The organism is Pseudomonas oryzihabitans, from assembly GCF_032027545.1.
Taxonomy (GTDB): domain Bacteria; phylum Pseudomonadota; class Gammaproteobacteria; order Pseudomonadales; family Pseudomonadaceae; genus Chryseomonas; species Chryseomonas oryzihabitans_F.
Genome location: NZ_JAVSJB010000001.1, coordinates 139,057 through 161,770, shown reverse-complemented (window position 1 = coordinate 161,770; position 22,714 = coordinate 139,057). Strand labels below are relative to the sequence as shown.

19 protein-coding genes are annotated in these 22,714 nt (G+C 61.2%); 11 read left to right on the top strand and 8 right to left on the bottom strand.

All coding sequences use genetic code 11. The features are described from left to right. The first annotated feature begins 187 nt into the window (after window positions 1–187). Together RND78_RS00705 and RND78_RS00700 are read left to right on the top strand one after the other, a co-directional pair. The gene (locus RND78_RS00705; protein ID WP_312725184.1) at window positions 188–493 is read left to right on the top strand and encodes a hypothetical protein; all 306 of its coding nucleotides are present in this window, start codon (window positions 188–190) and stop codon (window positions 491–493) included. 71 nt (window positions 494–564) lie between these two features. Then, window positions 565–717, top strand: a complete 153-nt coding sequence (locus tag RND78_RS00700; RefSeq protein WP_312725183.1) for a hypothetical protein — start codon at window positions 565–567, stop codon at window positions 715–717. A gap of 174 nt (window positions 718–891) precedes the next feature. Here RND78_RS00700 and RND78_RS00695 read toward each other — a convergent pair whose 3' ends face one another. Continuing rightward, the gene (locus RND78_RS00695; protein WP_312725784.1) at window positions 892–2,733 is read right to left on the bottom strand and encodes a potassium transporter Kup; all 1,842 of its coding nucleotides are present in this window, start codon (window positions 2,731–2,733) and stop codon (window positions 892–894) included. Between the two features lie 306 nt (window positions 2,734–3,039). On the opposite strand from RND78_RS00695, the gene rimO reads away from it, so the two are divergent. Beyond that, window positions 3,040–4,365, top strand: a complete 1,326-nt coding sequence (gene rimO / locus RND78_RS00690; protein WP_312725782.1) for a 30S ribosomal protein S12 methylthiotransferase RimO — start codon at window positions 3,040–3,042, stop codon at window positions 4,363–4,365. Here the strand turns inward: rimO and cadR are convergent. The 3 genes from cadR to RND78_RS00675 all read right to left on the bottom strand — a co-directional run bounded on the left by cadR (window position 4,362) and on the right by RND78_RS00675 (window position 6,766). Further along, window positions 4,362–4,832 (bottom strand): Cd(II)/Pb(II)-responsive transcriptional regulator, encoded by a 471-nt coding sequence (gene cadR / locus RND78_RS00685; protein WP_312725182.1) that lies wholly within the window; start codon window positions 4,830–4,832, stop codon window positions 4,362–4,364. The genes rimO and cadR overlap by 4 nt on opposite strands. Window positions 4,833–5,016: 184 nt before the next feature. Then, window positions 5,017–5,196, bottom strand: a complete 180-nt coding sequence (locus RND78_RS00680) for a hypothetical protein (RefSeq protein WP_312725181.1) — start codon at window positions 5,194–5,196, stop codon at window positions 5,017–5,019. A 169-nt stretch (window positions 5,197–5,365) separates the two neighbouring features. Continuing rightward, window positions 5,366–6,766 (bottom strand): hypothetical protein, encoded by a 1,401-nt coding sequence (locus RND78_RS00675; RefSeq protein WP_312725180.1) that lies wholly within the window; start codon window positions 6,764–6,766, stop codon window positions 5,366–5,368. A 136-nt stretch (window positions 6,767–6,902) separates the two neighbouring features. Between RND78_RS00675 and RND78_RS00670 the strand changes: the two genes are divergently transcribed. Further along, window positions 6,903–7,154 (top strand): CsbD family protein, encoded by a 252-nt coding sequence (locus tag RND78_RS00670; RefSeq protein WP_059227490.1) that lies wholly within the window; start codon window positions 6,903–6,905, stop codon window positions 7,152–7,154. A gap of 80 nt (window positions 7,155–7,234) precedes the next feature. Here RND78_RS00670 and RND78_RS00665 read toward each other — a convergent pair whose 3' ends face one another. From RND78_RS00665 to tesB, 3 genes are all read right to left on the bottom strand, one after another. After that, window positions 7,235–7,603 carry a response regulator gene (locus RND78_RS00665; RefSeq protein WP_312725177.1) on the bottom strand — a complete coding sequence of 123 codons (369 nt, stop codon included), beginning with the start codon at window positions 7,601–7,603 and terminating at the stop codon, window positions 7,235–7,237. A 25-nt stretch (window positions 7,604–7,628) separates the two neighbouring features. Continuing rightward, window positions 7,629–9,077, bottom strand: coding sequence for an ATPase domain-containing protein (locus RND78_RS00660; RefSeq protein WP_312725175.1), 1,449 nt, complete (start codon window positions 9,075–9,077; stop codon window positions 7,629–7,631). A gap of 114 nt (window positions 9,078–9,191) precedes the next feature. Beyond that, a complete protein-coding gene (tesB, locus tag RND78_RS00655; RefSeq protein WP_312725173.1) occupies window positions 9,192–10,052 on the bottom strand; it encodes an acyl-CoA thioesterase II in 861 nt (286 codons plus the stop codon). 170 nt (window positions 10,053–10,222) lie between these two features. Between tesB and RND78_RS00650 the strand changes: the two genes are divergently transcribed. From RND78_RS00650 to RND78_RS00630, 5 genes are all read left to right on the top strand, one after another. Then, a complete protein-coding gene (locus tag RND78_RS00650; protein ID WP_312725172.1) occupies window positions 10,223–11,842 on the top strand; it encodes a histidine kinase famiy protein in 1,620 nt (539 codons plus the stop codon). Beyond that, window positions 11,839–12,471, top strand: a complete 633-nt coding sequence (locus tag RND78_RS00645) for an exopolysaccharide biosynthesis protein (RefSeq protein WP_312725171.1) — start codon at window positions 11,839–11,841, stop codon at window positions 12,469–12,471. Before RND78_RS00650 ends, RND78_RS00645 begins: the two co-directional genes overlap by 4 nt. Then, window positions 12,468–13,394, top strand: coding sequence for a histone deacetylase (locus tag RND78_RS00640; RefSeq protein WP_312725170.1), 927 nt, complete (start codon window positions 12,468–12,470; stop codon window positions 13,392–13,394). Before RND78_RS00645 ends, RND78_RS00640 begins: the two co-directional genes overlap by 4 nt. A 12-nt stretch (window positions 13,395–13,406) precedes the next feature. Further along, entirely contained in the window at window positions 13,407–14,180 is a 774-nt protein-coding gene (locus RND78_RS00635; protein WP_312725169.1) for an NYN domain-containing protein, read from the top strand. A gap of 153 nt (window positions 14,181–14,333) precedes the next feature. Next, window positions 14,334–15,575, top strand: a complete 1,242-nt coding sequence (locus RND78_RS00630) for a zinc-dependent alcohol dehydrogenase (RefSeq protein WP_312725168.1) — start codon at window positions 14,334–14,336, stop codon at window positions 15,573–15,575. 153 nt (window positions 15,576–15,728) lie between these two features. On the opposite strand, the gene RND78_RS00625 is transcribed toward RND78_RS00630, so the two are convergent. Further along, window positions 15,729–19,457 (bottom strand): autotransporter domain-containing protein, encoded by a 3,729-nt coding sequence (locus RND78_RS00625; RefSeq protein WP_312725167.1) that lies wholly within the window; start codon window positions 19,455–19,457, stop codon window positions 15,729–15,731. Window positions 19,458–20,190: 733 nt separating this feature from the next. Between RND78_RS00625 and RND78_RS00620 the strand changes: the two genes are divergently transcribed. After that, window positions 20,191–21,201: a hypothetical protein gene (locus tag RND78_RS00620; protein ID WP_312725165.1), complete on the top strand. Its 1,011-nt coding sequence runs from the start codon at window positions 20,191–20,193 to the stop codon at window positions 21,199–21,201. Between the two features lie 71 nt (window positions 21,202–21,272). Continuing rightward, complete coding sequence (locus tag RND78_RS00615) at window positions 21,273–22,712, top strand: hypothetical protein (RefSeq protein WP_312725164.1); 1,440 nt, start codon at window positions 21,273–21,275, stop codon at window positions 22,710–22,712. Window positions 22,713–22,714: the final 2 nt, after the last annotated feature.

Sequence of the window (22,714 nt, the reverse complement as noted above, 5' to 3'; positions counted from 1 at the left end):
ACAAGTAAGGCGAAGATGGCTGAGGAAGCGGAGTTTACGATTGGTAAATGAGCATTCCGAAGCCGTCTTCAACGCCGCTTGGCCGACGCGCAGCAGACTTTGGACTGGCTTGAGAGCCCGGACGAACGGCCGGAACAACTGGGCGGTCCCTGGCTGTCTATGGCTGCAATAGCCACGGAGACCCGCCATGACCACACCGCTTTCCGCCGACGCCGCCAGCAAGATCCTGGTGGACGCCTTTCAACCCCTGGGCTGCGTGGTGTCCTCCGGTGCGGACGGCCATGATCTCGCCCTGGGCGTGGTCGATGCCAAGGGCAAGACGCTCTACACCGAAGAGCAGTTGAGCGAAGCCGACTACCGCGACCCCCTGCGCCTGGCAGGCTACATCGGCATGGTGCGCGCCGAGCTGGAAAGCCGTGGTCAGACCCTGGACAGCTGGCAGATGCCCTTCATCACCGATCCCGACGCCCTGCCCCCTCCGGTCTTCAACTAGACCTGGAAAAGCCTTCCGCGCAAGCCATGCCGATCAGTTGCGCCTTTGCCCGGTGTGTCGGAAAGGTATGGGTGACCTTGTGCAAGGGTGAAGCCTGGAGCAGTCATCGCGATCCGCCGATGCGGCTGCGCCTACAGGCACCGATCTATACCGTAGACGTCACTGTCTTCATCGCACTCTATCGCGGCCATGGGCCGCTCCTACAGGATATCCAGCTGCTGTAGGAGCGACCCATGGCCGCGATAAGGCTTGAGCGGTAGAGAAAAAACGCCGCGTCTCACGAAGAGAGCACGGCGTTTTTTGTGGTCATCAGGGCAGTTGGAAGCGCAGTGTGGACTGCGATCAAGGCTTAACTGACTGGCATTACTCCCTCGGGATTTTTTTCATGACACGCCCCATCAGATCTCGACCTGGGTACCCAGCTCGATCACCCGGTTCACCGGCAGCTTGAAGAATCTCAGGTTGCCATTGGCGTTCTTCATCAGGAAGACGAACAGATTCTCCCGCCAGGGCGCCATGCCCAGCCGCTTGGAGGCGATCACCGTTTCCCGGCTGAGGAAGTAGGTGGTGCGCATCGGCGTGAAGTCCAGGCCCTCATGCGGGCAGTGGCTGAGCGCCAGGGGAATGTCCGGCTCGTCCATGAAGCCGTAGTGCAGCACCACCCGGAAGAAACCATCGCCGAAATCCTCGACCTCCATGCGTTCCCCGCGCGATACCCGTGGCCGGTCCTCGTAGCGCACCGTGAGCAGCACCACCTGCTCGTGCAGCACCTGGTTGTGCAGCAGGTTGTGCAGCATGGCGTGGGGTACCACGTCGGTCCTGGCGGTAAGGAACACCGCGGTGCCCTTGGCGCGGAACGGCGGCTGGGAGCGGATGCTGCTGATGAAGATCGGCAGCGGCAGCGCTCCATCATCCAGCCGCTCGACCACCAGTTTGCGGCCGCGCTTCCAGGTGGTCAGCAGGATGAAGATGATGATGCCCGCAATTACCGGGAAGGAACCGCCGGAGAAGATCTTCGGCGCATTGGCGGAGAAGTACAGCAGGTCCACCAGCAGGAAGCCGATCAGCAACGGCACCATGACCCAGCGCGGCCACTTCCACAGCAGCAGGATCACCGCCGACACCAGGCAGCTGGTGATCAGCATGGTGCCGGTCACGGCCACGCCGTAGGCTTCGGCCAGGTTGGCAGAGGACTGGAAGGTGAGGATCAGGAAGATCACGCCCAGCATCAGCACCCAGTTCATCAACGGGATGTAGATCTGCCCCTGCTCCTGGCTGGAGGTGTGCTGGATCTGCATGCGCGGGATGTAGCCCAGCTGGATGGCCTGGCGGGTCATGGAGAAGGCCCCGGTGATCACCGCCTGGGAGGCGATGACGGTCGCCAGGGTGGCCAGGCCGATCATCGGCAGCAGCAGCCATTCCGGCGCCAGCAGATAGAAGGGATTGCGCACGGCGGCGGGATCGGCGAGCAGCAGCGCGCCCTGGCCGAAGTAGTTGAGCACCAGCCCCGGTAGTACCAGCAGCAACCAGGCGCGGGCGATGGGCTTGCGGCCGAAGTGGCCCATGTCGGCGTAGAGCGCCTCGGCACCGGTCAGCGCCAGCACCGCCGCGCCGAGCACGATGAAGCCCTTCACCGGATTGGCGGCGAAGAATTCCACCGCCCAGTAGGGGTTGAAGGCCTTGAGCACCTCGGGCTGCTGGACAATGCCATAGACGCCGAGGGCACCGAGCGAGGTGAACCAGAGCACCATCACCGGACCGAAGAACTTGCCGATGGTGGCGGTGCCGCGCTTCTGGATGGCGAAGATGCCCACCAGGATGATCAACGAGATGGGTACCACCCAGGCTTCCAGGCCGTCGAAGGCCAATTCCAGGCCCTCCACCGCCGAGAGCACCGAGACCGCCGGGGTGATCATGCTGTCGCCATAGAACAGCGCGGCGCCGAACAGGCCGAGCAGGACGAGGGTGGTGGCCAGGCGCGGTGAGCCCTGGGCGGCGCGGCGGGCCAGCGCGGTGAGGGCCATGATGCCGCCCTCGCCCTGGTTGTCGGCGCGCATCACGAAGGTGATGTACTTGAGGGTGACGACCCAGATCAGCGACCAGAAGATCAGCGACAGGATACCCAGCACGCTGTCATGGTTCAGCGGCAAGCCGTAGTGCGGCGAGAAGACTTCCTTGAGGGTGTATAAAGGACTGGTCCCGATGTCGCCATACACCACACCGGTCGCGAGAACGATCATTCCCAGTGCCGAAGGGGCTTTACCACCGTGCTCGTGTTCCGGACGGCTCATGCAGGGCTCCTAGAGTCGAAAATCGGCGCATCCTGCGCCGAAGCGGCGCCGGGATCAAGTTGAAAAGGCCAGGGACGCAGCCGGAGCGACCGCTCAGCGCAGCGCCTCACGCACCATAGACTCTCTGGTCGGCAAAAAGCTCTGTGCCGTAGATAGAGCCCGCCTGCCCCTTCCAAGCAGCGGCAGAGATGGCTAGAATCGCGCGTTTTTTGATCAAGGCGCCTGCTGAGCGCCCGCCGAGGTTAGCCCATGTCCATCCAAACGTCCGCCCCCAAGGTCGGGTTCGTCAGCCTCGGTTGTCCCAAGGCCACCGTCGACTCCGAGCGCATCCTCACCCAGCTGCGTATGGAAGGCTACGAGATCGTACCAACCTATGAAGACGCCGATGTGGTGGTGGTCAACACCTGTGGCTTCATCGACAGTGCCAAGGCCGAGTCCCTGGACGCCATCGGCGAGGCCATCGCCGAGAACGGCAAGGTGATCGTCACCGGCTGCATGGGCGTGGACGAGGGCAACATCCGCGGCGTCCACCCCAGCGTGCTGGCAGTGACCGGTCCGCAGCAGTACGAGCAGGTGGTCAGCGCCGTCCACGAGGTGGTCCCGCCGCAACTGGAGCACAATCCGCTGATCGACCTGGTGCCGCCGCAAGGCATCAAGCTGACCCCGCGTCACTACGCCTACCTGAAGATTTCCGAAGGCTGCAACCACAGCTGCAGCTTCTGCATCATCCCCTCCATGCGCGGCAGGCTGGTCAGCCGGCCGGTGGGTGACGTGCTGTCCGAGGCCGAGCGCCTGGTCAAGGCGGGCGTGAAGGAGCTGCTGGTGATCTCCCAGGACACCAGTGCCTACGGCGTCGACCTCAAGTACAAGCTGGACTTCTGGAACGGCCAGCCGGTCAAGACGCGCATGCTGGAACTGTGCGAGGCACTCTCGGGCATGGGCGTCTGGGTGCGCCTGCACTACGTCTACCCCTACCCCAACGTCGACGACGTCATTCCGCTGATGGCCGCCGGCAAGCTGCTGCCCTACCTGGACATCCCCTTCCAGCACGCCAGCCCCAAGGTACTCAAGTCCATGAAGCGCCCGGCGTTCGAGGACAAGACCCTGGCGCGCATCAAGCGCTGGCGGGAGATCTGCCCGGAGCTGACCATCCGCTCCACCTTCATCGTCGGCTTCCCCGGCGAGACCGAGGAGGACTTCCAGTACCTGCTGGACTGGCTCACCGAAGCCCAGCTGGATCGCGTCGGCTGCTTCCAATACTCGCCGGTCGAGGGCGCCCCGGCCAACGAGCTGGGCCTGGACGTAGTGCCGGACGAGGTCAAGCAAGACCGCTGGGAGCGTTTCATGGCGCACCAGCAAGCCATCTCCGCGGCGCGCCTGCAGCTGAAGATCGGTCGCGAGATCGAGGTACTGATCGACGAGGTGGACGAGCAAGGCGCCATCGGCCGCTCCTATGCCGATGCCCCGGAAATCGACGGCAACGTCTATGTCGACAGCGCGACGCCGCTGCAACCCGGCGACAAGGTCCGGGTGCGCGTCACCGACGCCGACGAATACGATCTCTGGGCGGCAGCGCTTTAATCGTGCAGTCGGTGGGTGCCGGGCACATGAGCATGCCCGGCCGCACTGCACTGGGCAGTCGTGGGTGACGACACCGCCGGCTGGCTGAGCTCGCGCAGGATGCCGCAGCGATCTCCCTCCCCTTCTCCCTGGCACTGGCGGCGCAAGGTCACCAGTTGCTCGCGCAATTGACTCAGCTCGCGGATGCGGACCTCCACATGATGCAGGTGGGCGCCGATCAGGGCGTCGACCTGATCGCAGCCCGGCTCGCCGGTATCGCGCAGCGCCAGTAGCGCCCTTATCTCTCCCAGCGTCATGTCCAATGATCGGCAGTGGCGGACGAACAACAGCCGCTCGACGTGGCTTTGGTCGTAGCGGCGGTAGTTGCTGCTGCTGCGCGCGGCCGGACTCAGCAGGCCTTCCCGCTCGTAATAGCGAATGGTTTCGACGGCGCAGTCGGTACGACTGGCCAGCTCGCCGATTCTCATGGCCGTGCCTCGCTCGATAGCTTCACCGGAGATAGCCTGACGGGAGCCGCGGCGAGGATCAAGACGGGCGAGGCGCTGATGAAGCAGGAGCAGGATGTTGCGGCGAGAGCGGATAGCGGATAGCGGATAAGGCGACGCCCTGGCGACGAGTGGATCACCGAAGGCGTCGTAGCGAGCGCCAGTATCAGTTGGCGTTGTTCTGGTAGAGCGCCGAGGCCCGTGCCTGGTGCTCGGACTGGAACTGGGCCTGAGCATTGGCGCGGATCGACTTGTTGGACAGGTCGCGGCTGGCAGCGGATGCCGTGCCCGACAGGACGCCCATGAAGACGATGGCAACGAGCGCCTGGATACCTAGGACTTTCATAGCGAATACCTCTTGGTTGTGCTGTTTCGATAGACACAGCGTACTACTAGTACCAATTCGCTAAAAAGTGGCCTTTTCGAGAGTGATATTTACTTTTCAGGAAAGAATACTCAGGAAACTTTTAAGCTTTTCCTCACTTTCTTCTGCTAGCCAGTCGCTCTGGAGCGAGCTATCGCAATTCAATCAGGTGTTTTTCCAGCCCCATGTGGCCACCCGCGCCGACACTGGTCATGTGGAAGAAGCCGTAGTCCTGCAGGTACACCCAGCGACTACGGGGCCCGTCGCTCGCGTCCCCGTGTCGACAATCGAGGCGCTTGGCGCGACCGCTCAGCGATGCCAGGACCTGGCGCGCATCGCCTTCGCTGACCACCTTGCAGGACACCTTGAGTTCGCGCCGCTCGGCCTGCTTGAGGGTGCCACTCAGCGCCTGCCGTGCCTGGTAGCCGACATGGCTGCCAACCGCTAGGGTGCGCCAGTCGCCGGTGAAGTTCAGTTGCTCGAGAACGGCCAGTTCCTCGACCGGCAGGCTGCCATTGTCGACCCGGGTACGGCGCACCAGGTCGAGCAAACCGCGCCAGTTCAACGCATCCACCCGCGCCAGCTTGCCCGCGGCAGTGAGCCGCAGCACGCCCGTCGTACCCGCCGCCTTGACCTGGACCTCCTCCCGATAGGAATACGTCTGGCCGTCATAGCGGCTTTCCCCCTCCTCCACGTAGCGTTGCACCCCGCTTCGCGCCGCGGGGAGGGCTAGGGCCTGGAGTGCCTGCATCGGCTGCGGCTGGACGGCGGGCAGCTCGGCCAGAGGCGCCGCGACGGCAGGAGCTGCGGCCGGCGCGGTGACGGCGCGTAACCGCGGTGCAGCCAGCAGGGCGTCACGGCGATCACAGGCAGTCTCCAGCAGGGTACGGCGTTCCACCGGCGCAGCGGCGAAGGCCTCCTGGGCCAGATCTTCCGACTGGCTGTCGGTGATCAGCCCGCCGTCATCGAGACCGTAACGAGCGAGCAGGACGTAACGCCGCGCGGTGCAGTCCGCAGCCAGGGATTCTCGCCACTGGCGCACGGGTGCACCATAGCGCGGAGTCTGGATCGTCGCGGCCAGTTGCTGGCCACCCCAGAAGCGGCGCACACCGCCGGCATCGACCAGGCTGTTACGGTCCAGCGCCAGGGCATCGCCCCCCGGCGCAATGGCCAGGGTGCGCCAATCGGTACTGGCCGGCTGAGCGCAGAGGGCCTGCACCTCGGGATTGCTCTTGAGGGTCGCAACCTTGGCTGCGCTCAGGGATAGCGGCGCGGCATAGCCATTCACGCGCCCAGGATAGACACGCTGGGCACCGTCCAGATACAGCAGCCTGGCCTCGTCCCGGACGCAATCGAGGGCCACCAGGGCCCTGCCACCCTCCGGCAGGGCCAGCGCCACTTGCAGACGGGAGCCGTCGCGCAGGGCGCTCTCGGCGACCACCGACCGGGCGAAGAGGCCATCGGCATCGGGGGCGGTTTCAGGGGGCTGCTGGGTAGCGCAGCCGGCCAGCAGGGAGAGCAGACAGAAGGCAAAAGGACGGCTCGGGGTCATGGATCCTCTCGGCAGGAACCGCGATGGTTGTCGCGAACGGCAAATTGACCTGAACGAAATGCGTCTGGCGCGGATCAATAGAGGAAGCATGCCGCTTGGCATGACCTCTTCCGTTTCCACAACACGAGGTGCATTCATGAATACCGATCAAATCATAGGCAATGCCAAGGACGCCACCGGCAAAGTCCAGGACAGCTTCGGCGCCGCCACCGGCAATGCCGACTGGCAAGCCGAGGGCAAGGCCCGGCAACTGGAAGGCAAACTGCAGCAGCAGTATGGCCAGGCCATCGACACCGCGCGCAACGTGACCGCCGACAAGCCCTTCACTGCCCTGGCCGTCGCCGGTGGCATCGGCTTCGTGCTCGGCGTACTGCTTTCGCGTTCCTGATAGCGGACGCTGGGCTGGCAACCATGCCAGCCCCTAATGCAAAAGGCCTGCTCGTGCAGGCCTTTTGCATTAGGGGCGTTTCACTCGTCCGCGGTCAGCAGGTGCCGGCGCACGGTGTCGACGATTTCCCCGATGTTGAAGGGCTTCTGGAAAACGGCATCGAACAGCTCGGAATTCTCCTGGGCCAGATGCGCCTGGGCACCACTCATGAGGATGATCGGCAGGTGCTGCAGGCCTTGCCGCTCGCGTAGCGCTTCGGCCAGCTCGCGGCCATTCATTACCGGCATCATGAAGTCGGTGATGACCAGTGACGGTAGTTCGCGATCGAATACGTCCAGCGCCCGGCGACCGTTGCTCGCCTTGACCACCATGTAGCCTTCGTCCTCGAGGGCGAAGGCCAGGATGTCCGCTATCAGAAATTCATCATCGACTACCAGTATCGTCGTCATGCGGAAACTCTCCCCTCCGACGCGATCATGGTTGCGCTGAGGGCATGGCTGAACCTGAAAGAACCTTCACCATGTCTTTGAACGCCTTTTTCAGTTCGATTCCCGAGTGGCCTATCACCAGTTCGCACAGCGATGGGTCGTAGAGACTGTCCCTCACCTTGAGGATGGACAGTACCCGCTTGATTTCCGCCTCAGCCTCGACGAAGCGCAGCAGAATGAGATTGTCCACCATGCTGGAAAGTTCGGGCGCCGGCGCCGAGATGTCCGCGCCAAACACGTCGCGCAGCTCCCAGGTGGCTAGAACTGTGACGCCTTGGGTACGCAGCTCGTTCAGTAGGGCGCTGAAGTATTCGATGAGCCGTCCTTGCGGGATGGCGAAGCGAGCGAGGGCGCCGAGGCTGTCGATTACCAGGCGCTTGATGCCATGCTGCCTGATCAGCGCCAGCAACTGGTGGCCGACTTCGTCGATACGCAACTCCGTAGTGGGCTGCCAATGCAGATGCAGCGCCCCCTCGTCCACACGACCGGCCAGGTCGAGACCGAGGGAGCTAGCCTTGAGATGCAAGCGCTCCGGCGGCTCGTAGAAGCCGAACATCAGCCCTGGGACCTCGGGGGTACAGGCGGCGAGGAAATTCAGACAGAGGGAGGTCTTGCCGGCACCCGAGGGCCCTATCAGCAGCGTCGTCGAACTCTCCGGCAGCCCCTGGTCGACCATGGCATCCAGGGAGGCGATGCCGCTGGTCACCCGGGCCTTGCTGACTCTATAGGTCGCACTCGCCGAAGGGTCGCGATAGAGGGTCTCCAGACGCGGAAAGACGGTGATGCCGGCCTCGGAGATGATGAACTCGTGGAAGCCCGGCAGGGCGCCGCTGCCGCGGGTCTTGCGCAGCGCCAGGCGGCGAATGCTGCGGCTGCCGATCTCTTCCTCGTGCAGGTCCAGCACCCCATCGACCATGGTGTGTTCGGGGCTGCCGTCTTCCAGGCGGGCGCTGGTGAGGAAGATCACCGTGCAGCCGGCGAAGGCGGCATGGCCCTGGAGTTCGGCGATGAATTTCTTGGTATCGATGGGCGTCTCGGCGCGCGAACGGGCGTTGAGCAAGCCATCCACCACCAGCAGGCTGGCCTTCTGCCGACTGATTTCCCGGCGCAGCAGGCGGACCACCTCGTCCAGCCCCTCGCCTTCCATGGTATCGAAGGCACTGAGGTACTGGACCTGGTCGCCGATGCAGGAGCGGTCGAAGAAATCCAGCGTGGAGAAGAACTGAAACATCCGCTCGTGGGTTTCCGACAACATGGTGGCGAAGAGCACCCGGCCGCCATTGCGCACGTGGTTGAAGGCGATCTGGTTGGCCATGATCGATTTGCCGGAGCCCGGACGGCCCTGGATGACATAGGACGCGCCTGCGACCAGGCCTCCTTTCAAGATCTCATCCAGCCCCTGGATACCGGTTACGACGCGCTCGAGTCGATTCAAGAACGATGCCTCAACTATAAGATGTGTCTGGACGCCCAGCGGACGGGCATCCGGTCCTTCGCAGGCAAGAGCCTATAAGCGTACCGCGTAAATAGCCAGCTAGACGGGTCGATCTCAACCACGCTTGCGAATCAGGCCCTCCTGGGCGACCGAGGCCACTAGCTGGCCGGCCCGGTCGTAGATGCTGCCGCGGCAGAGGCCGCGGGCGCCGCCCGCCCAAGGACTGTCGATGGCGTACAGCAGCCAGTCGTCGAGGCGGAAGTCGCGATGGAACCAGACCGCATGATCGAGGCTGGCGATCTGCAGCGAACGATCCCAGAAGCTGGTGCCATGGGGCAACAGCGAGCTGGGCAACAGGTTGAAGTCCGAGGCGTAGGCCAGCAGGTAGCGGTGCAGGGCCGGCTGGTCGGGCAGGTCGCCGGTGGCGCGGAACCAGACGTGGCGGACCGGTTCGCTCGGCTCGGGCTTGAAGGGATCGGTGAAGACCACCGGCCGCATCTCGATCGGCCGCGGCCCCAGCAGCTTGTCTCGCAAGGGTGCAGGAATCAGCTCGGCGTACTTCTGCGCGTGGGCGATCTCCGATTGCAGGGTCTCGGGTGCCGGTACGTCCGGCATGGCCGTCTGGTGCTCGAAGCCCGGCTCTTCTATATGAAAGGAGGCGCTGCAGAAGAAGATCGGCTGTTCGCCCTGGAAGGCGGTGACGCGGCGAGTGGAGAAGCTGCCGCCGTCACGAATGCGGTCCACCTGGTAGGTGACCGGCTCCACCGCCGAGCCGGCGCGCAGGAAGTAGCCGTGCAGGGAATGCACCTGCCGCTCCACTGCCACGGTCTGGCTGGCCGCCGACAGCGCCTGGCCCAGGACCTGGCCACCGAAGAGCTGTGGAAAGCCGAGATCCTGGCTGCCGCCCCGGTACAGGTCGGGAGCCAGGGATTCGAGGGTCAGCAGATCGACCAGGTTGTCCAGCACCTTGCTCATGGGGAGGGTTCCTTGACGAAGAGCCGCCATCATACGCAAAACCGGCCAAGCCCAGGGCGATGGCCGTTGATCGACGCGACGTGGTCATCGTATGACGACGATTGGTGGAGCATGTCGGCGGAATAATGGTCACAATGAAGGTACCGCTGTCCCATCGCAGGCGTCCTTTCATGACCGAAACCTCAGCCACCTCGTCTTCCGCCCCATCCGCGTCCTCGCTGATCGCGGAGTTAGGCAAGGGTCTCGGACACAACGACATCTTCTTCGCTGCGGTGAAGAAGACGCGGATGCCGATGATCGTGACGGACCCGCATCAGCCGGACAATCCCATCATCTTCGCCAACGAGGCCTTCCTGCGCACCACCGGCTATGCGCTGGAGGAGGTGCTGGGGCGCAACTGCCGCTTCCTGCAAGGCCCCGACACCCGCCAGGATCACCTCGCCGAGATTCGCCAGGCCTTGCACGAGCAGCGGGACTGCAACGTCGAACTGCTGAACTATCGCAAGGACGGCACCACCTTCTGGAATGCGCTGTTCATTTCGCCGGTCCTCGATCCCCAGGGCGAGCTCATATACTACTTCGCCTCGCAGTTGGACGTATCCCGGCGACGCGACGCCGAGGATGCCCTGCGCCAGGCGCAGAAGATGGAGGCACTCGGCCAGCTCACCGGCGGCATCGCCCACGACTTCAACAACCTGCTGCAGGTCATGGTCGGCTACCTGGACATCCTCCGGATCAACCTGGATCGGCAGGAGCTGGATCGCGACAAGGCCAGGCGTCATGTCGACAACACCCGTGAGGCGGTGAATCGCGCGGCGACCCTGACGCAGCAATTGCTCGCCTTCGCGCGCAAGCAACGCCTGACCGGTCGCGCCGTGGATCTCAACAAGCTCATCGACGGTCGCCAGGGGCGTCTGGCCCAGGCCCTGGGTGCGCCCTTCCGCTTCATCTTCCGCCCCGCACCGGCCCTGTGGAACTGCCGTCTGGACCCGATCCAGCTGGAAACGGCGCTGCTCAACATCGTCGACAACGCGCGGCTGGCGATGCTGGAGCGGGGTACCGGTACCCTCACGCTGGAAACCCTGAACGTGGAGATCACCGGCCAGGACCTGGCCCACGGCGGACTGTCGCAGGGGCACTACGTCTGCATCGCCCTGACCGATACCGGATGCGGCATGTCCACCGACATCCTCGGTCGCGCCCTGGACCCCTTCTTCACCACCCGCGAAGAAGGCCAGGGCAGTGGTCTCGGGCTGTCCATGGTCTATGGTTTCCTCAAGCAATCGGGCGGCCTGGTCCGGCTCTATTCCGAAGAAGGCGTCGGCACCTCGGTACGGCTGTATTTCCCGGTCTCGGAAGACGAGGCCCGCGAGCATCCGACGCCCCTGCCGACCCTGCACGAGGATAGCGGCGGCTCGGAGACCGTCCTGGTGGTGGATGACCGCCCCGACGTGGCGGCCCTCGCCCAGGCGATTCTCGAAGAGGCGGGCTACCAGGTGTACGTTGCCCACAACGGCCAGCAGGCGCTGGACCTGCTGGCACGGGAGACGTCCATCGACCTGTTGTTCAGCGACCTGATCATGCCGGGTGGCATGAACGGGGTGATGCTGGCCAAGGAGGCGCAACGGCGCCAGCCTACCCTGCGCATCCTGCTCACCACCGGCTATGCCAACAACGCCCTCGAACTCGAAGAGGGCAACGGCGAGCGCTTCCCCATCCTTAACAAGCCCTATGGTCGCCAGGACCTGACACGCTCGATCCGCCGCCTGCTGGATGTTGCCCGTCCATGAAGGACGAGGCCCTGGAACGCGAACCGGTCAGCTGCGATACCGGGCAGGATGGGCCGGTCGATCTGCAGAGCTTTCTCGCCTGCCTGGAGCGGGTGGGCAACAGCCCCGAGCAGGTGTCGGTACATCACCTGATTGACGCCATCGGCAGTCGCTCCTTCGGTCCCATGATCCTGCTGCCCGGCGTGCTGGCCATCTCGCCCCTCACCGGCATTCCGGGGATAGCCACGGCCATCGCCGTCTTCGTGATGCTGGTGAGTGGCCAGTTGCTGCTCGGGCGCGACCACTTCTGGCTGCCGCACTGGGTGCTGCAACGCAACGTCTCGCGGCGCAAGCTGCGCAAGTCGCTCCGACTGCTGCAGAAGCCAGCCCGCTGGGTGGACAAGGTGGTCAAGTCGCGCATGCGGGTGCTCACCTCGCGGCCGGCGCACTTCGTCACCGCCCTGCTCTGCATCCTGATCGCGGCGACCATGCCGGTGCTGGACCTGGTGCCCTTCGCCAATACCACGGCAGGCCTGGCGCTGACCTCCTTCGCGCTGTCGCTGATCGCCCGTGACGGCCTGCTGTTCCTGCTGGCGCTGGGCTTCTGCAGCGGTATCGTCTGGTTCATCCTGGAGCTGCTGGTGTTTTGAGCGCGCGCCTGCCGCTGGTCTACCACGAGGACTACAGTCCGCCCTTCCCCGCCGGACATCGTTTTCCGATGGAGAAATTCCGCCTGCTGCACGAGCACCTGACCGCCAGCGGCGTCCTGGGCGCGGACAACTGGCACCGCCCCGAGCTCTGCCCGGACGAGCTGCTCGCCCTGGCCCACGCCCCTGACTACATCCGCGCCTTCCAGGCCGGCGAACTGGCACCGCCCCTGCAGCGCCAGCTGGGGCTGCCCTGGAGCGAACCGCTGGTGCGTCGGACCATCCGCGCCGTGGGCGGCTCCCTGCTGACCCTGGAACTGGCCCTGCGCCACGGCCTGGCCTGTCATCTCGCTGGCGGCACCCACCATGCCCACCACGACTACCCGGCCGGCTTCTGCATTTTCAACGACCTGGCGATCCTGGCCCTGTCGCTGCTGGAAAGCGGTCGCGCCGGACGAGTGCTGATCCTGGACTGCGACGTGCACCAGGGCGATGGCACGGCGCGCATTCTCGCCGGGGTGCCGGACGCCGTGACCGTGTCGCTGCACTGCGCCACCAACTATCCGGCACGCAAGGCCGAGAGCGATTGGGACATTCCCCTGCCCCGCGGCCTGGACGACGCCGGCTACCTGCGGGTACTCGACGACGCCCTGAGCTACCTGCTACCCCTCTACCAGCCGGACGTGGTGCTCTACGACGCCGGTGTGGATGTGCACCGCGACGATGCCCTGGGCTATCTCGACCTGACCGATGCCGGTCTCGCCGCCCGCGACGGCCTGGTCTTGCGGCGTTGTCTGGCGGCGGATATACCGGTGGCAGGGGTGATCGGCGGGGGCTATTCGGCCGATCGTGCAGCCCTGGCCCGCCGCCACGGTATCCTCCATCACACCGCAACCCAGGTCTGGCAGGAGCTGGGTCTGAACTGAACGGGAGTTTCCATGAGCAAGATCGTCAAACCTTCCGAATCCAGCCAGGCGCGCCTCGCCGTGCTGATCGATGCCGACAACGCCCCGGCAGCCATCGTCGACGGCCTCATGGCCGAGATCGCCCGCTTCGGGGTGGCCAGCGTCAAGCGCATCTACGGGGACTGGACCCAACCCCAGCTGAACAGCTGGAAAAAGGTGCTGCTGGATCACTCCATCCAGCCGGTGCAACAGTTCGGCTACACCAAGGGCAAGAACGCCACCGACAGCGCCCTGATCATCGACGCCATGGACCTGCTCTACACCCGTCGTTTCGACGGTTTCTGCCTGGTCTCCAGCGACAGCGACTTCACCCGCTTGGCGGCGCGATTGCGTGAGGAAGGGCTGACGGTCTATGGCTTCGGCGAGGAAAAGACGCCAGACCCCTTCGTCTCGGCCTGCGACCGCTTCATCTACACCGAGATCCTCAGGTCGAAGCCGCGCGAGGAGAGTCGCGAGGCGGTGCCGGCCGAGAAGGCCAGCACCAGCAATCGCGGCAAGCCCAAGCTGAGTGCCATTCTCAAGCTGATCGAGCAGGCGGTGGAAGATGCCTCCGATGAGGCTGGCTGGGCCAACCTCGGATTGGTCGGCACCAACCTCGGCAAGGTCCGTCCCGACTTCGACGCCCGTCTCTACGGTCATCGCAAATTCAGTGGCCTGGTGAAGGCCCATGGCGACCGTTTCGAGGTACAGGAGCGCGATCCGGCCGATGGCAGCTCCGGCAAGGCCGTCTATATCCGCAATCGCTAGCACCGCTCCGCCTGCTCGGCTCTGGCCCGGGCAGTGACGGCAAAAATCGTGATCGGCGACCAGCAGGGTGCCATACCACCGGTCAGACGTCGCGGAACCGCTCGTCAAGGGGCGGCCTCCACCCTAGGTGAATGCAACCTAACGGAGACCGCCATGCGAGCCTTGACCTACCACGGTGCCCACGATGTCCGCGTCGATACCGTGCCCGACCCGAGCATCCAGGATGCCGACGACATCGTTCTGCGGGTAACCGCCACGGCCATCTGCGGCTCGGACCTGCACCTGTATCGCGGCAAGATTCCCACCGTCGAGCACGGGGACATCTTCGGCCACGAATTCATGGGCATCGTCGAGGAGACCGGGCCGGCGGTCACCGCCGTGCAGAAGGGCGACCGGGTAGTGATCCCCTTCGTCATCGCCTGCGGCAGCTGCTTCTTTTGCAACCAGGACCTCTACGCCGCCTGCGAGACGACCAACACCGGGCGTGGTGCCATCCTCAACAAGAAGCAGATCCCGCCGGGCGCGGCCCTGTTCGGCTTCAGCCATCTCTATGGCGGCGTGCCGGGCGGCCAGGCCGAGTACGTGCGCGTGCCCAAGGCCAACACCGGCCCCTTCAAGGTGCCCGGCACCCTGGCCGACGAGAAGGTGCTGTTCCTCTCCGACATCCTGCCCACTGCCTGGCAGGCCGTGCTCAATGCCGGCATCGGCCAGGGCTCCAGCATTGCCATCTACGGGGCCGGACCGGTCGGCCTGCTGTCGGCGGCCTGCGCCCGGATGCTCGGCGCCGAGCGCATCTTCATGGTCGACCACCATCCCTATCGGCTGGCCTACGCCCAGCAGACCTATGGCGTCATCCCGATCAACTTCGACGAAGACGACGATCCGGCCGCCACCATCATCGAGCAGACGCCTGGCAAGCGTGGCGTCGATGGCGTGGTGGATGCCGTGGGCTTCGAAGCGAAGGGCAGCACCACCGAGACCATCCTTGCCAACCTCAAGCTGGAAGGCAGCAGCGGCAAGGCCCTGCGCCAGTGCATCGCCGCCGTCCGCCGCGGCGGCAGCGTGAGTGTGCCGGGGGTCTATGCCGGCTTCATCCATGGCTTCCTGTTCGGCGATGCCTTCGACAAGGGCCTGACCTTCAAGATGGGCCAGACCCACGTCCAGCGCTATCTGCCTGAGCTGCTCGAGCACATCGAACGCGGCGACCTGGCACCGGAGGCCATCATCACCCACCGGATGTCGCTGGAGCAGGCGGTCGAGGGCTACAAGATCTTCGACAAGAAGCAGGAGGACTGCCGCAAGGTGATCCTCACGCCCGGGCGGAGCGAGCCGATGCTTCCCGAGCGGTTGGAAGAGCCTTTGGCCGCACCCCGGGGGCAAGCCGGCGTAGTTTGACAGCGGTCTAGAAGCCACAACGCCTCGGGGACCTTGGTCGAAAAGCCCCGAGGCGCTCACCTTCTTTTTCTGCCGACCACCAGCATCCTGGCTATTGGTACTAATCGAGGTCCCGGGAAGGCTTCCGGCACAAGATATTGCTGCCTTCGCCCCTTAGAATCGATAGGCCGCACGCAATGAAAGCGCATCCGACCGCGACTGCTCGCCAATCGCGCGTGTTCCCTGGTAACCGATCCCCGTACTCAGACCCGAAGACCACAACAGATCGACGCCGAGCGAGGTCGACAATCGGTTATCGCCGAATCCCTCCGTAGTGATCGAATAGGTCGAGTCACCGACGTCGACATAGCCCATCCGGGCGGTGGAATCGGAGTTGAAGGTGTGGCTGAACTCCAGGCGCGAGCGCAAAGTGAGATAGGCCCAGCTCAGGGGTACACCGTACTGCCCTCTTACACCGGCCACACCCGAGACCAGCGAGAAACGTTGCTCGGCATAGTCGAGGTTGTAGCTGTCGGCATTCGATTCCTTGTACCCACGCAACCAGGTGGTGGATGTATCCAGACGACCATAGGGCGAGACCAGCCAGTTGGGGCCTTTCACTTCGTACCCCGAACTCAGGGAGCCGAACAACTGGTCGCCATCGCGCCTGCCCTTGGCGTACCGACCGTTATCGGTGACGAAGCGCTCGCTGTCGAATTGCAGGCGGCTGTATCCCAGCATGCCATCCAGGAACACCGCATTGGGGTGATAACTGCCATAGGCCGCCACGCTGTAGGAGGTGCCGCGGCTGTTGCTACCGGACGACCCGATATCGCTCTTGTCGTTGCCGAGGCCGATACCCACGCCAAGCGTGAGTGCATTACTCAGGCGAACGTCGACGCCACTGCTGATGCCAACGGTGGTGCTGCTGACTTTTTCACCGCTATTGCGCGTGCTGCCGAAGTCCACATAACCCCCGGTCCATACCGAGAGATTACCGTTGGGCAGCGGCTGGCTACCCTTTTCCGCGGAAGAGGCGTGCATCACCCGCTGCTGGTTATCCGTCAGCGCCTGGACGCTGGCGAGAGGGTCGAGCGCGGTCTGGTTGTCGTCGACATCCGCAGGATTCCGCAGTGTCCGCGTCTGGGCCTGGGTGGGATTGAAGCGCAGATTGAAGGCATTGCGATGGCCATCGAGGCTATGCAGTTGCTCCAGACGGTCGGTGAAATTGCTGATTTGCGCCCGGGCGAATTGTTGGGCGCTTTGCGTCTGGGCGCTCAAGATCCCGGCGACTTCCGCATCGCGACTGGGATCGGTGCGTGCATTGATCTGCAACGTCAGGGTGGCCGGTTGCGAGGTACCCCAGGCGTTCGCCAGGGTGAAGCGTAGGGCCACGGTGCCGCTGGCCCTGGCTGCCGCCGTGAATTCAAGCGCCGTGCCCGTCAAGCGCGCGCTGCCCAGCGCTTGTGCTGGCGTATCCAGCAGCGTTGCCGACGTGAAGGGACCACCTGTGGCACCGGTGCTCAGGTCCAGGCTGACACTCTGACCCGCCGCGACCGCGATGGTAGCGTCTGCCGCCTTGGGCGATACACCGCTGGTGGTGAGCGAGTAAGAGTCACTCGCCCGAGTACCGCTGGCATCGGTGACGGTGATCGAGAAAGACACGCTGCCCATGGTCGTCGGCGTACCGGACAAAATACCGGAGGTAGCATCCAGGCCAAGCCCCGCCGGTAGCCCGGTGGCACTGAAGCGGTAGGGGCTGACGCCGCCATTGGCACCGAAGACCTGGCGGTAGGCGCTACCCACGCTGGCGGCAGGCAAGGCACCGGCTGCCGGCGTCAGCACGAGCGCGCTGGCAGTCACGGTGATCGAGACACTGGCGGCGGCCGAGCTGCCGCTGGCATTGCTGGCGCTGTAGGTGAAGCTGTCACTGCCCGCGTAACCCGCGTTAGGCGTGTAGCGAATGCTGGTCCCGCTGGCCAGGGCCACGCCATGGCTCGGTGCAGATACGACGGCGACCGACGTCGCCGCGCCGCCGGACAATGCCAGGGTCACCACATTGTTCGAGGAGTTGGCCGCAACCGTCGCGGAAGTCGCCGCTGCAACGGGGGCTGCGACCCCGATGGTCAAGCTGTAGCTCGCCGAGCCGGTGTTGCCGACGTTGTCGGTCGCCGTGACCGACACGCTGTAGGTGCCCGCGGCGGTAGGTGTGCCACTGAGCTGTCCGCTCGCGACATCGAGGCTCACCCCTGCCGGTAGACCGGTGGCGGCATACCGATAAGGCGCGGTCCCCCCACTCGCTTGAAGCGAGGTGCTGTAGCCGTTGCCGACCTGGCCGGCTGGTAGCGCCCCTGAGGCCGGCGTAAAGGTGAGAGCGACCGCGGAGACGCTCAAGGTGACGGTCGCTGCCGCCGACGTACCCGAGGCGTTGGTTGCGGTATAGCTGAAGCTGTCCGCCCCCACGTAACCCGCGGCAGGCGTGTAAGTGATCGAAACACCGGAGGCCGTTGCCGTGCCATGAGCCGGCAAGCTGGCCACGGCAACGCTGGTAGCGGCGCCGCCCGACAGGTTGAGCGTCACGGGATTATTACGGCTGTTGGAGGCCACGCTCAGCGAGACCGGTCCCGCCACAGGGGGCTGCACCGCTATCGACAGCGTATAGTTGGCCGAGCCGGTTGCCCCATTGGCGTCCGTGACAAGGATGGAAAGCGTATAGCTGCCCGCGGCGGTCGGTGTGCCGCTCAGCGTCCCCGATCCGCTCGCCGAAAGTCCCGCAGGCAAGCCGGTGGCCGAATAGGTGTAAGGCGCAGTACCACCGGAACCTGTGATCGTTTGGACATAGGGGGCACCGACTTGACCGCCCGGCAGCGCCCCGGAAGCAGGCGTGACGGTCAACGTTGGGCGAGACACGGTAAGGGTGACGGTGGCCGCCGCAGAGGTACCGGAATTGTTGGAGGCGGTGTAGGTGAAGGAGTCGCTACCCGAGTAGCCCGCCGTTGGGGTGTAGGTAATGGTGGTTCCCGAGGCGGTAGCCGTGCCATGACTCGCCGCGGAGGCGACAGCGACGGACGTGGCCGTGCCGGTGATCGACAGGGTGATGGTGTTGTTGGAGCTGTTGGCGGCGACCGTGGCGGAGACGTTGTTGGCCACCGGCGCGGCTTCGGCACGGGTCACGCTGATTGAATAGGACTTGGTGGTCTGGCCATCGGCAGCCGTGACCACGACCGACACGCTGTTGGAGCCGACCGCCAGGTTGATCGGGGCGGAGTTGCTACCCGAAGCGACTGCAGTCCCGTTGACGGCAATGGTGCTGCCACTGTCGGTCGCGGTAGGCCGCACGGTGATGGAGGTCGTCGCGTTGCTGACGGACGCCGTGTAGCTGGTCGTGTTGCTGGAGAAGCCGGGAGACAGCGTGCCGGCCGAAAGCGCTAGACCCGACAGCGTGGCGCCGGTGGACACCTGAGAGGCGCTGGTGCAGTTGAATACCAGGTTGCTGATCTGGCCATGCGAGGTAGTGGCGCGAACGGCCAGGCCGTTCGCCTCAAGGCTACCGGTTGGAACGGTGATGCTGACTGTATGGGATGTATTACTCGTGGAGTTCGTCGCGTTGTACGTCTGAGCATTTGAAAGGTCATAGCGTGCCAGGCTGACGCTGTCAGTATTCATGGGGGGCATGCCAGCCCCTCCACCGCTATCGGTGAACGTCAGCGTCAGTGCATCGCCAGGTAAAAAATCCGCAGCGGGGTACCGGTTGGACTGATAGGACAGCGATGTCGAACCCGACAGGTTGTTAACCGTGGCACAGCCGTTCGAAAGCGCGAAAGCCGCTGGCACAGAGAAGACCGTCGAAAGAAGTGTAGCCAGCCCAAGAAAGAGCCGTTGCTGGAATGTTGCGCGCGCCATTTATCACCCAAAAATAAGAAACTGCTAATCAAACATCCTGAGGGGCCCAAGTCGCCCAGCGAATCCCTGAGCTACTCGAACGAGCGCCCAGGGCGCTAGGCATAAAAACGTTAGGGTGAAAAATGGATCGCGCATCGAGAAAGTCCTTTTAAAAGCCGCAAAGTCCCTTGGGGAGGGTATCGGCGAGACACCGAAGGACTTGAAGCCTATCAAGGTGAAGCCCGCTAGCCTGAGGCTCCAGCTGACGCTGGACGACGAGCGGTTATCTATAGCAGCTCAATGGAGAAGGTCACTACTCCACCCGGTTTGGATGGCGAGTATATCTAGCGTGAGAGGTGCAAATGCTTGCTGAGGCCGCGTGCAGGCCAGCTCGTTTTTGCTTCATCGATGAGTTTTTTTATGTCAAAAAATGATCGCCGATCCTTTAATGACGACCAGAAATTCAACACTTCATTGCTATTCCTGAACTCGGCCGGATGGTCGAGCGGCGCTCAGCATCGTGCCCGAGACTATGCCAGGATCGGATCACAGGCACTTTTACGAAAGAGTATCAGAACAGTAGGCATGTTACTGGAAAGGTAGGATGTTGATTATCAAGCAACCTGAGCCCAGTCGGCTTTATGCGAATTTCTTAGGACAGCGCATCGACTCTAGAAAGCAAAAATTCTATTCTCAAAAGACAAAAACATCTTGCGCACTGTCAAAACCACTTAAAATCCAGGATAAGAAAACCATGCTGCAGTATACCAGCAAAATGATTGAAGATAGTATTAACTCAGCAATAAATGAAATTACACCAGGCCAAGGCATATACCTAGATCCAGAAGAAGATCACAGCATAAAAGAAAAACATTTACCTACTGGATCTTTCACACGCTTGGAAAGAAAAAATAAATCCAGGACGAAGGCGACCGAAAAAGCAATCACGAAAAAGGATACAGTTAAAAGCGATACAGTTAACGAAAAATATATATTGCCAAAAAATGAATGGGAGCTACTTAGCAGTTGGCCCGTCGTCCCCGACAAAAAGAACAAAAAGAACCTCATAAAAATCTTCAAACTTTATCGTAGAGAAACATCCCCAGGACAACAAAGAAAAATAAACGAGACAGACCTGATAGGCATATTGTCTTACGCCTCAATGCTTATTGAAAAAGAAATGGAACCCTTAATATCTAACGCAACACCTAACCCCAAAAGCACAAACAGAAAAATCAGAAGCATACCATTTCAAGGGCTATTTAGCCTAAAAACCATAAACCCAAGACTGTTCGACTTTTGCAGGATATACCGCGAGAAACTTCTGATAGCCATAAGAGATTATCCTGTAGTCTTCTATGAATATTCAGACAATGACCACGACCTTCCTAATCGGGAAGAGATCGAAACAACAGATATCTTCCAAAACAAAGCATCGAAAAAATTCACACCCCAAGAATTTTCAATCAATAAATTCATTGAAAATTCTGGAAAAAAGTTGATACCAGCCTATACCTTGAAAAAAAGCGGAGCTACCTGGACAAAAGCCTGCTGCTTTATTCCAGAAAAAATCGTGACCAATCCCACGTTCAGTGACTCATGGCGTGCGGACAAGATAATACTCACCGAAACAACAAAAAATTTTTTCTACTTGACTACAGAAAAAAACGAGAAAGGAACACACCACAACATATATTCGAAATATAAAGAGAACGATAAAAAAAGAATAACGAACTGGCAAGCCCCCCTCTCGCGGAACAGTTAGATATAATAATTCAATTTCAAACCAAACATCTAACGAAGCCACCACCCTTAGCCAATCCTGATGAAATGGAGGTGGAGCAAGATACGGAAAACCAAGTTTCACAGAGTGATCCATGGGCAAATGCCATAAAAAATGCTACAGACATGACAAACAACAACTTTATATTCAATTTCGAGACCCGCATCTATAAATACGAGTTGAAAGACGAAAACGATACAATAATTTATTACGTAAAAAATCCCCTAAAAGGCCTTTGCCAATATAGAGGCTTGGTAAACAATACAGACCACCCACTAAAGCCTTTTCCAAGCCACAGCTCATCCATAATGAAAAGCTCGATAACCTCATGGACACAAGAGACCATCATACGAAAGAAGCAAAAGAACTACAGCGGCGACATCAAATCCATACCACTAAGACGTCCCCTATCAGGCCATCGCCCTTCCATCAACCTTGGCAACGTCATGGCCAAAGCGGTAGGAGCAAAGCCCTCTCTCAGTGCTTATGAAGCCACATCAGCGACATTAGAAAACAACGCCGGCAGCCCTTTCTTCAAAGCATACTTTACCCATTGCAACCCTATAATAGATAGATTGAAGAGACCAGCTAGAATAGAATTCGAAAAATCCATCACCCAGACACTTCGCACCAAACAAGAATGGTGTCACCTAATTGGCTATGGGGATGGTGGAAGTTTTTTATCCTCCAATCTTGTAGCTGGCAGCTATCAGTCCAATACAGCCGAGCTCGCAATCGAAAGTGCAATGCGTTCATGCAAAGACGAATATAGCAAGATAGCAGTCAAGGTCACAGCTTACCTGATACCGTATGAAGATGGCCCTAATGATGCCTATGAAAAGGACTCTTCGGAGAAAGGCAACCTCATAAATTACATCCATAATAACATCAAACAAGACCTTATAGAGAAAAGCAACTCAAAAGTCTTTTTCATCACAAAAAACACGTTGTACAGATGCCTTGTCAAACCTTCAGAAGAAGATATCAAAAGCGCAAAAGAAGACTTTTTTTTAGACATCGCAAATAAAGCAAAAATCCATCCACTAACACAAAACATACTAAAAAGCTTTAAGCCAGAGGAAATAGCGCTTTATCTCAAAAAACCAAACAAAGCAGATCAAGAAAAAAAGAAACTGCACAATATTCTTCGTGCTGCCTTCGATGCTATTTCCTGCCAGCTGTACGAGACCAAACATGCAACAGCCTTTGTGCGCTACGTCATAACCATTGACGGAAAATTCGCCGTCGACTTTGTCATAGACGGTCAACGGGAAGAATTAGACTCGAACGAGTTCTACTTGATCAGACACTTTATATATAAGCGTCTGATTACAATATCATCACAAAATAAAAAAAACCCTGATAATAGAATAATATCGAGAGATACTCAGCATGACGAAGAGGACGAATGGGATGAAGGGGACGGCAAAGATGGAGAGCACGGAAAGAGGCTTGCTTACAAAACAAAACCCTCGAAAAATAAGAAAATTTAACC

Bases quoted from the DNA above. Each gene is read 5' to 3' on its own strand.
- RND78_RS00705 (WP_312725184.1), top strand. From the start codon at position 188: ATGACCACACCGCTTTCCGCCGACGCCGCCAGCAAGATCCTGGTGGAC.
- RND78_RS00695 (WP_312725784.1), bottom strand. From the start codon at position 2,733: ATGATCGTTCTCGCGACCGGTGTGGTGTATGGCGACATCGGGACCAGT.
- cadR (WP_312725182.1), bottom strand. From the start codon at position 4,832: ATGAGAATCGGCGAGCTGGCCAGTCGTACCGACTGCGCCGTCGAAACC.
- RND78_RS00680 (WP_312725181.1), bottom strand. From the start codon at position 5,196: ATGAAAGTCCTAGGTATCCAGGCGCTCGTTGCCATCGTCTTCATGGGC.
- RND78_RS00675 (WP_312725180.1), bottom strand. From the start codon at position 6,766: ATGACCCCGAGCCGTCCTTTTGCCTTCTGTCTGCTCTCCCTGCTGGCC.
- RND78_RS00670 (WP_059227490.1), top strand. From the start codon at position 6,903: ATGAATACCGATCAAATCATAGGCAATGCCAAGGACGCCACCGGCAAA.
- RND78_RS00665 (WP_312725177.1), bottom strand. From the start codon at position 7,603: ATGACGACGATACTGGTAGTCGATGATGAATTTCTGATAGCGGACATC.
- tesB (WP_312725173.1), bottom strand. From the start codon at position 10,052: ATGAGCAAGGTGCTGGACAACCTGGTCGATCTGCTGACCCTCGAATCC.
- RND78_RS00650 (WP_312725172.1), top strand. From the start codon at position 10,223: ATGACCGAAACCTCAGCCACCTCGTCTTCCGCCCCATCCGCGTCCTCG.
- RND78_RS00645 (WP_312725171.1), top strand. From the start codon at position 11,839: ATGAAGGACGAGGCCCTGGAACGCGAACCGGTCAGCTGCGATACCGGG.
- RND78_RS00635 (WP_312725169.1), top strand. From the start codon at position 13,407: ATGAGCAAGATCGTCAAACCTTCCGAATCCAGCCAGGCGCGCCTCGCC.
- RND78_RS00630 (WP_312725168.1), top strand. From the start codon at position 14,334: ATGCGAGCCTTGACCTACCACGGTGCCCACGATGTCCGCGTCGATACC.
- RND78_RS00625 (WP_312725167.1), bottom strand. From the start codon at position 19,457: ATGGCGCGCGCAACATTCCAGCAACGGCTCTTTCTTGGGCTGGCTACA.
- RND78_RS00620 (WP_312725165.1), top strand. From the start codon at position 20,191: ATGCTGCAGTATACCAGCAAAATGATTGAAGATAGTATTAACTCAGCA.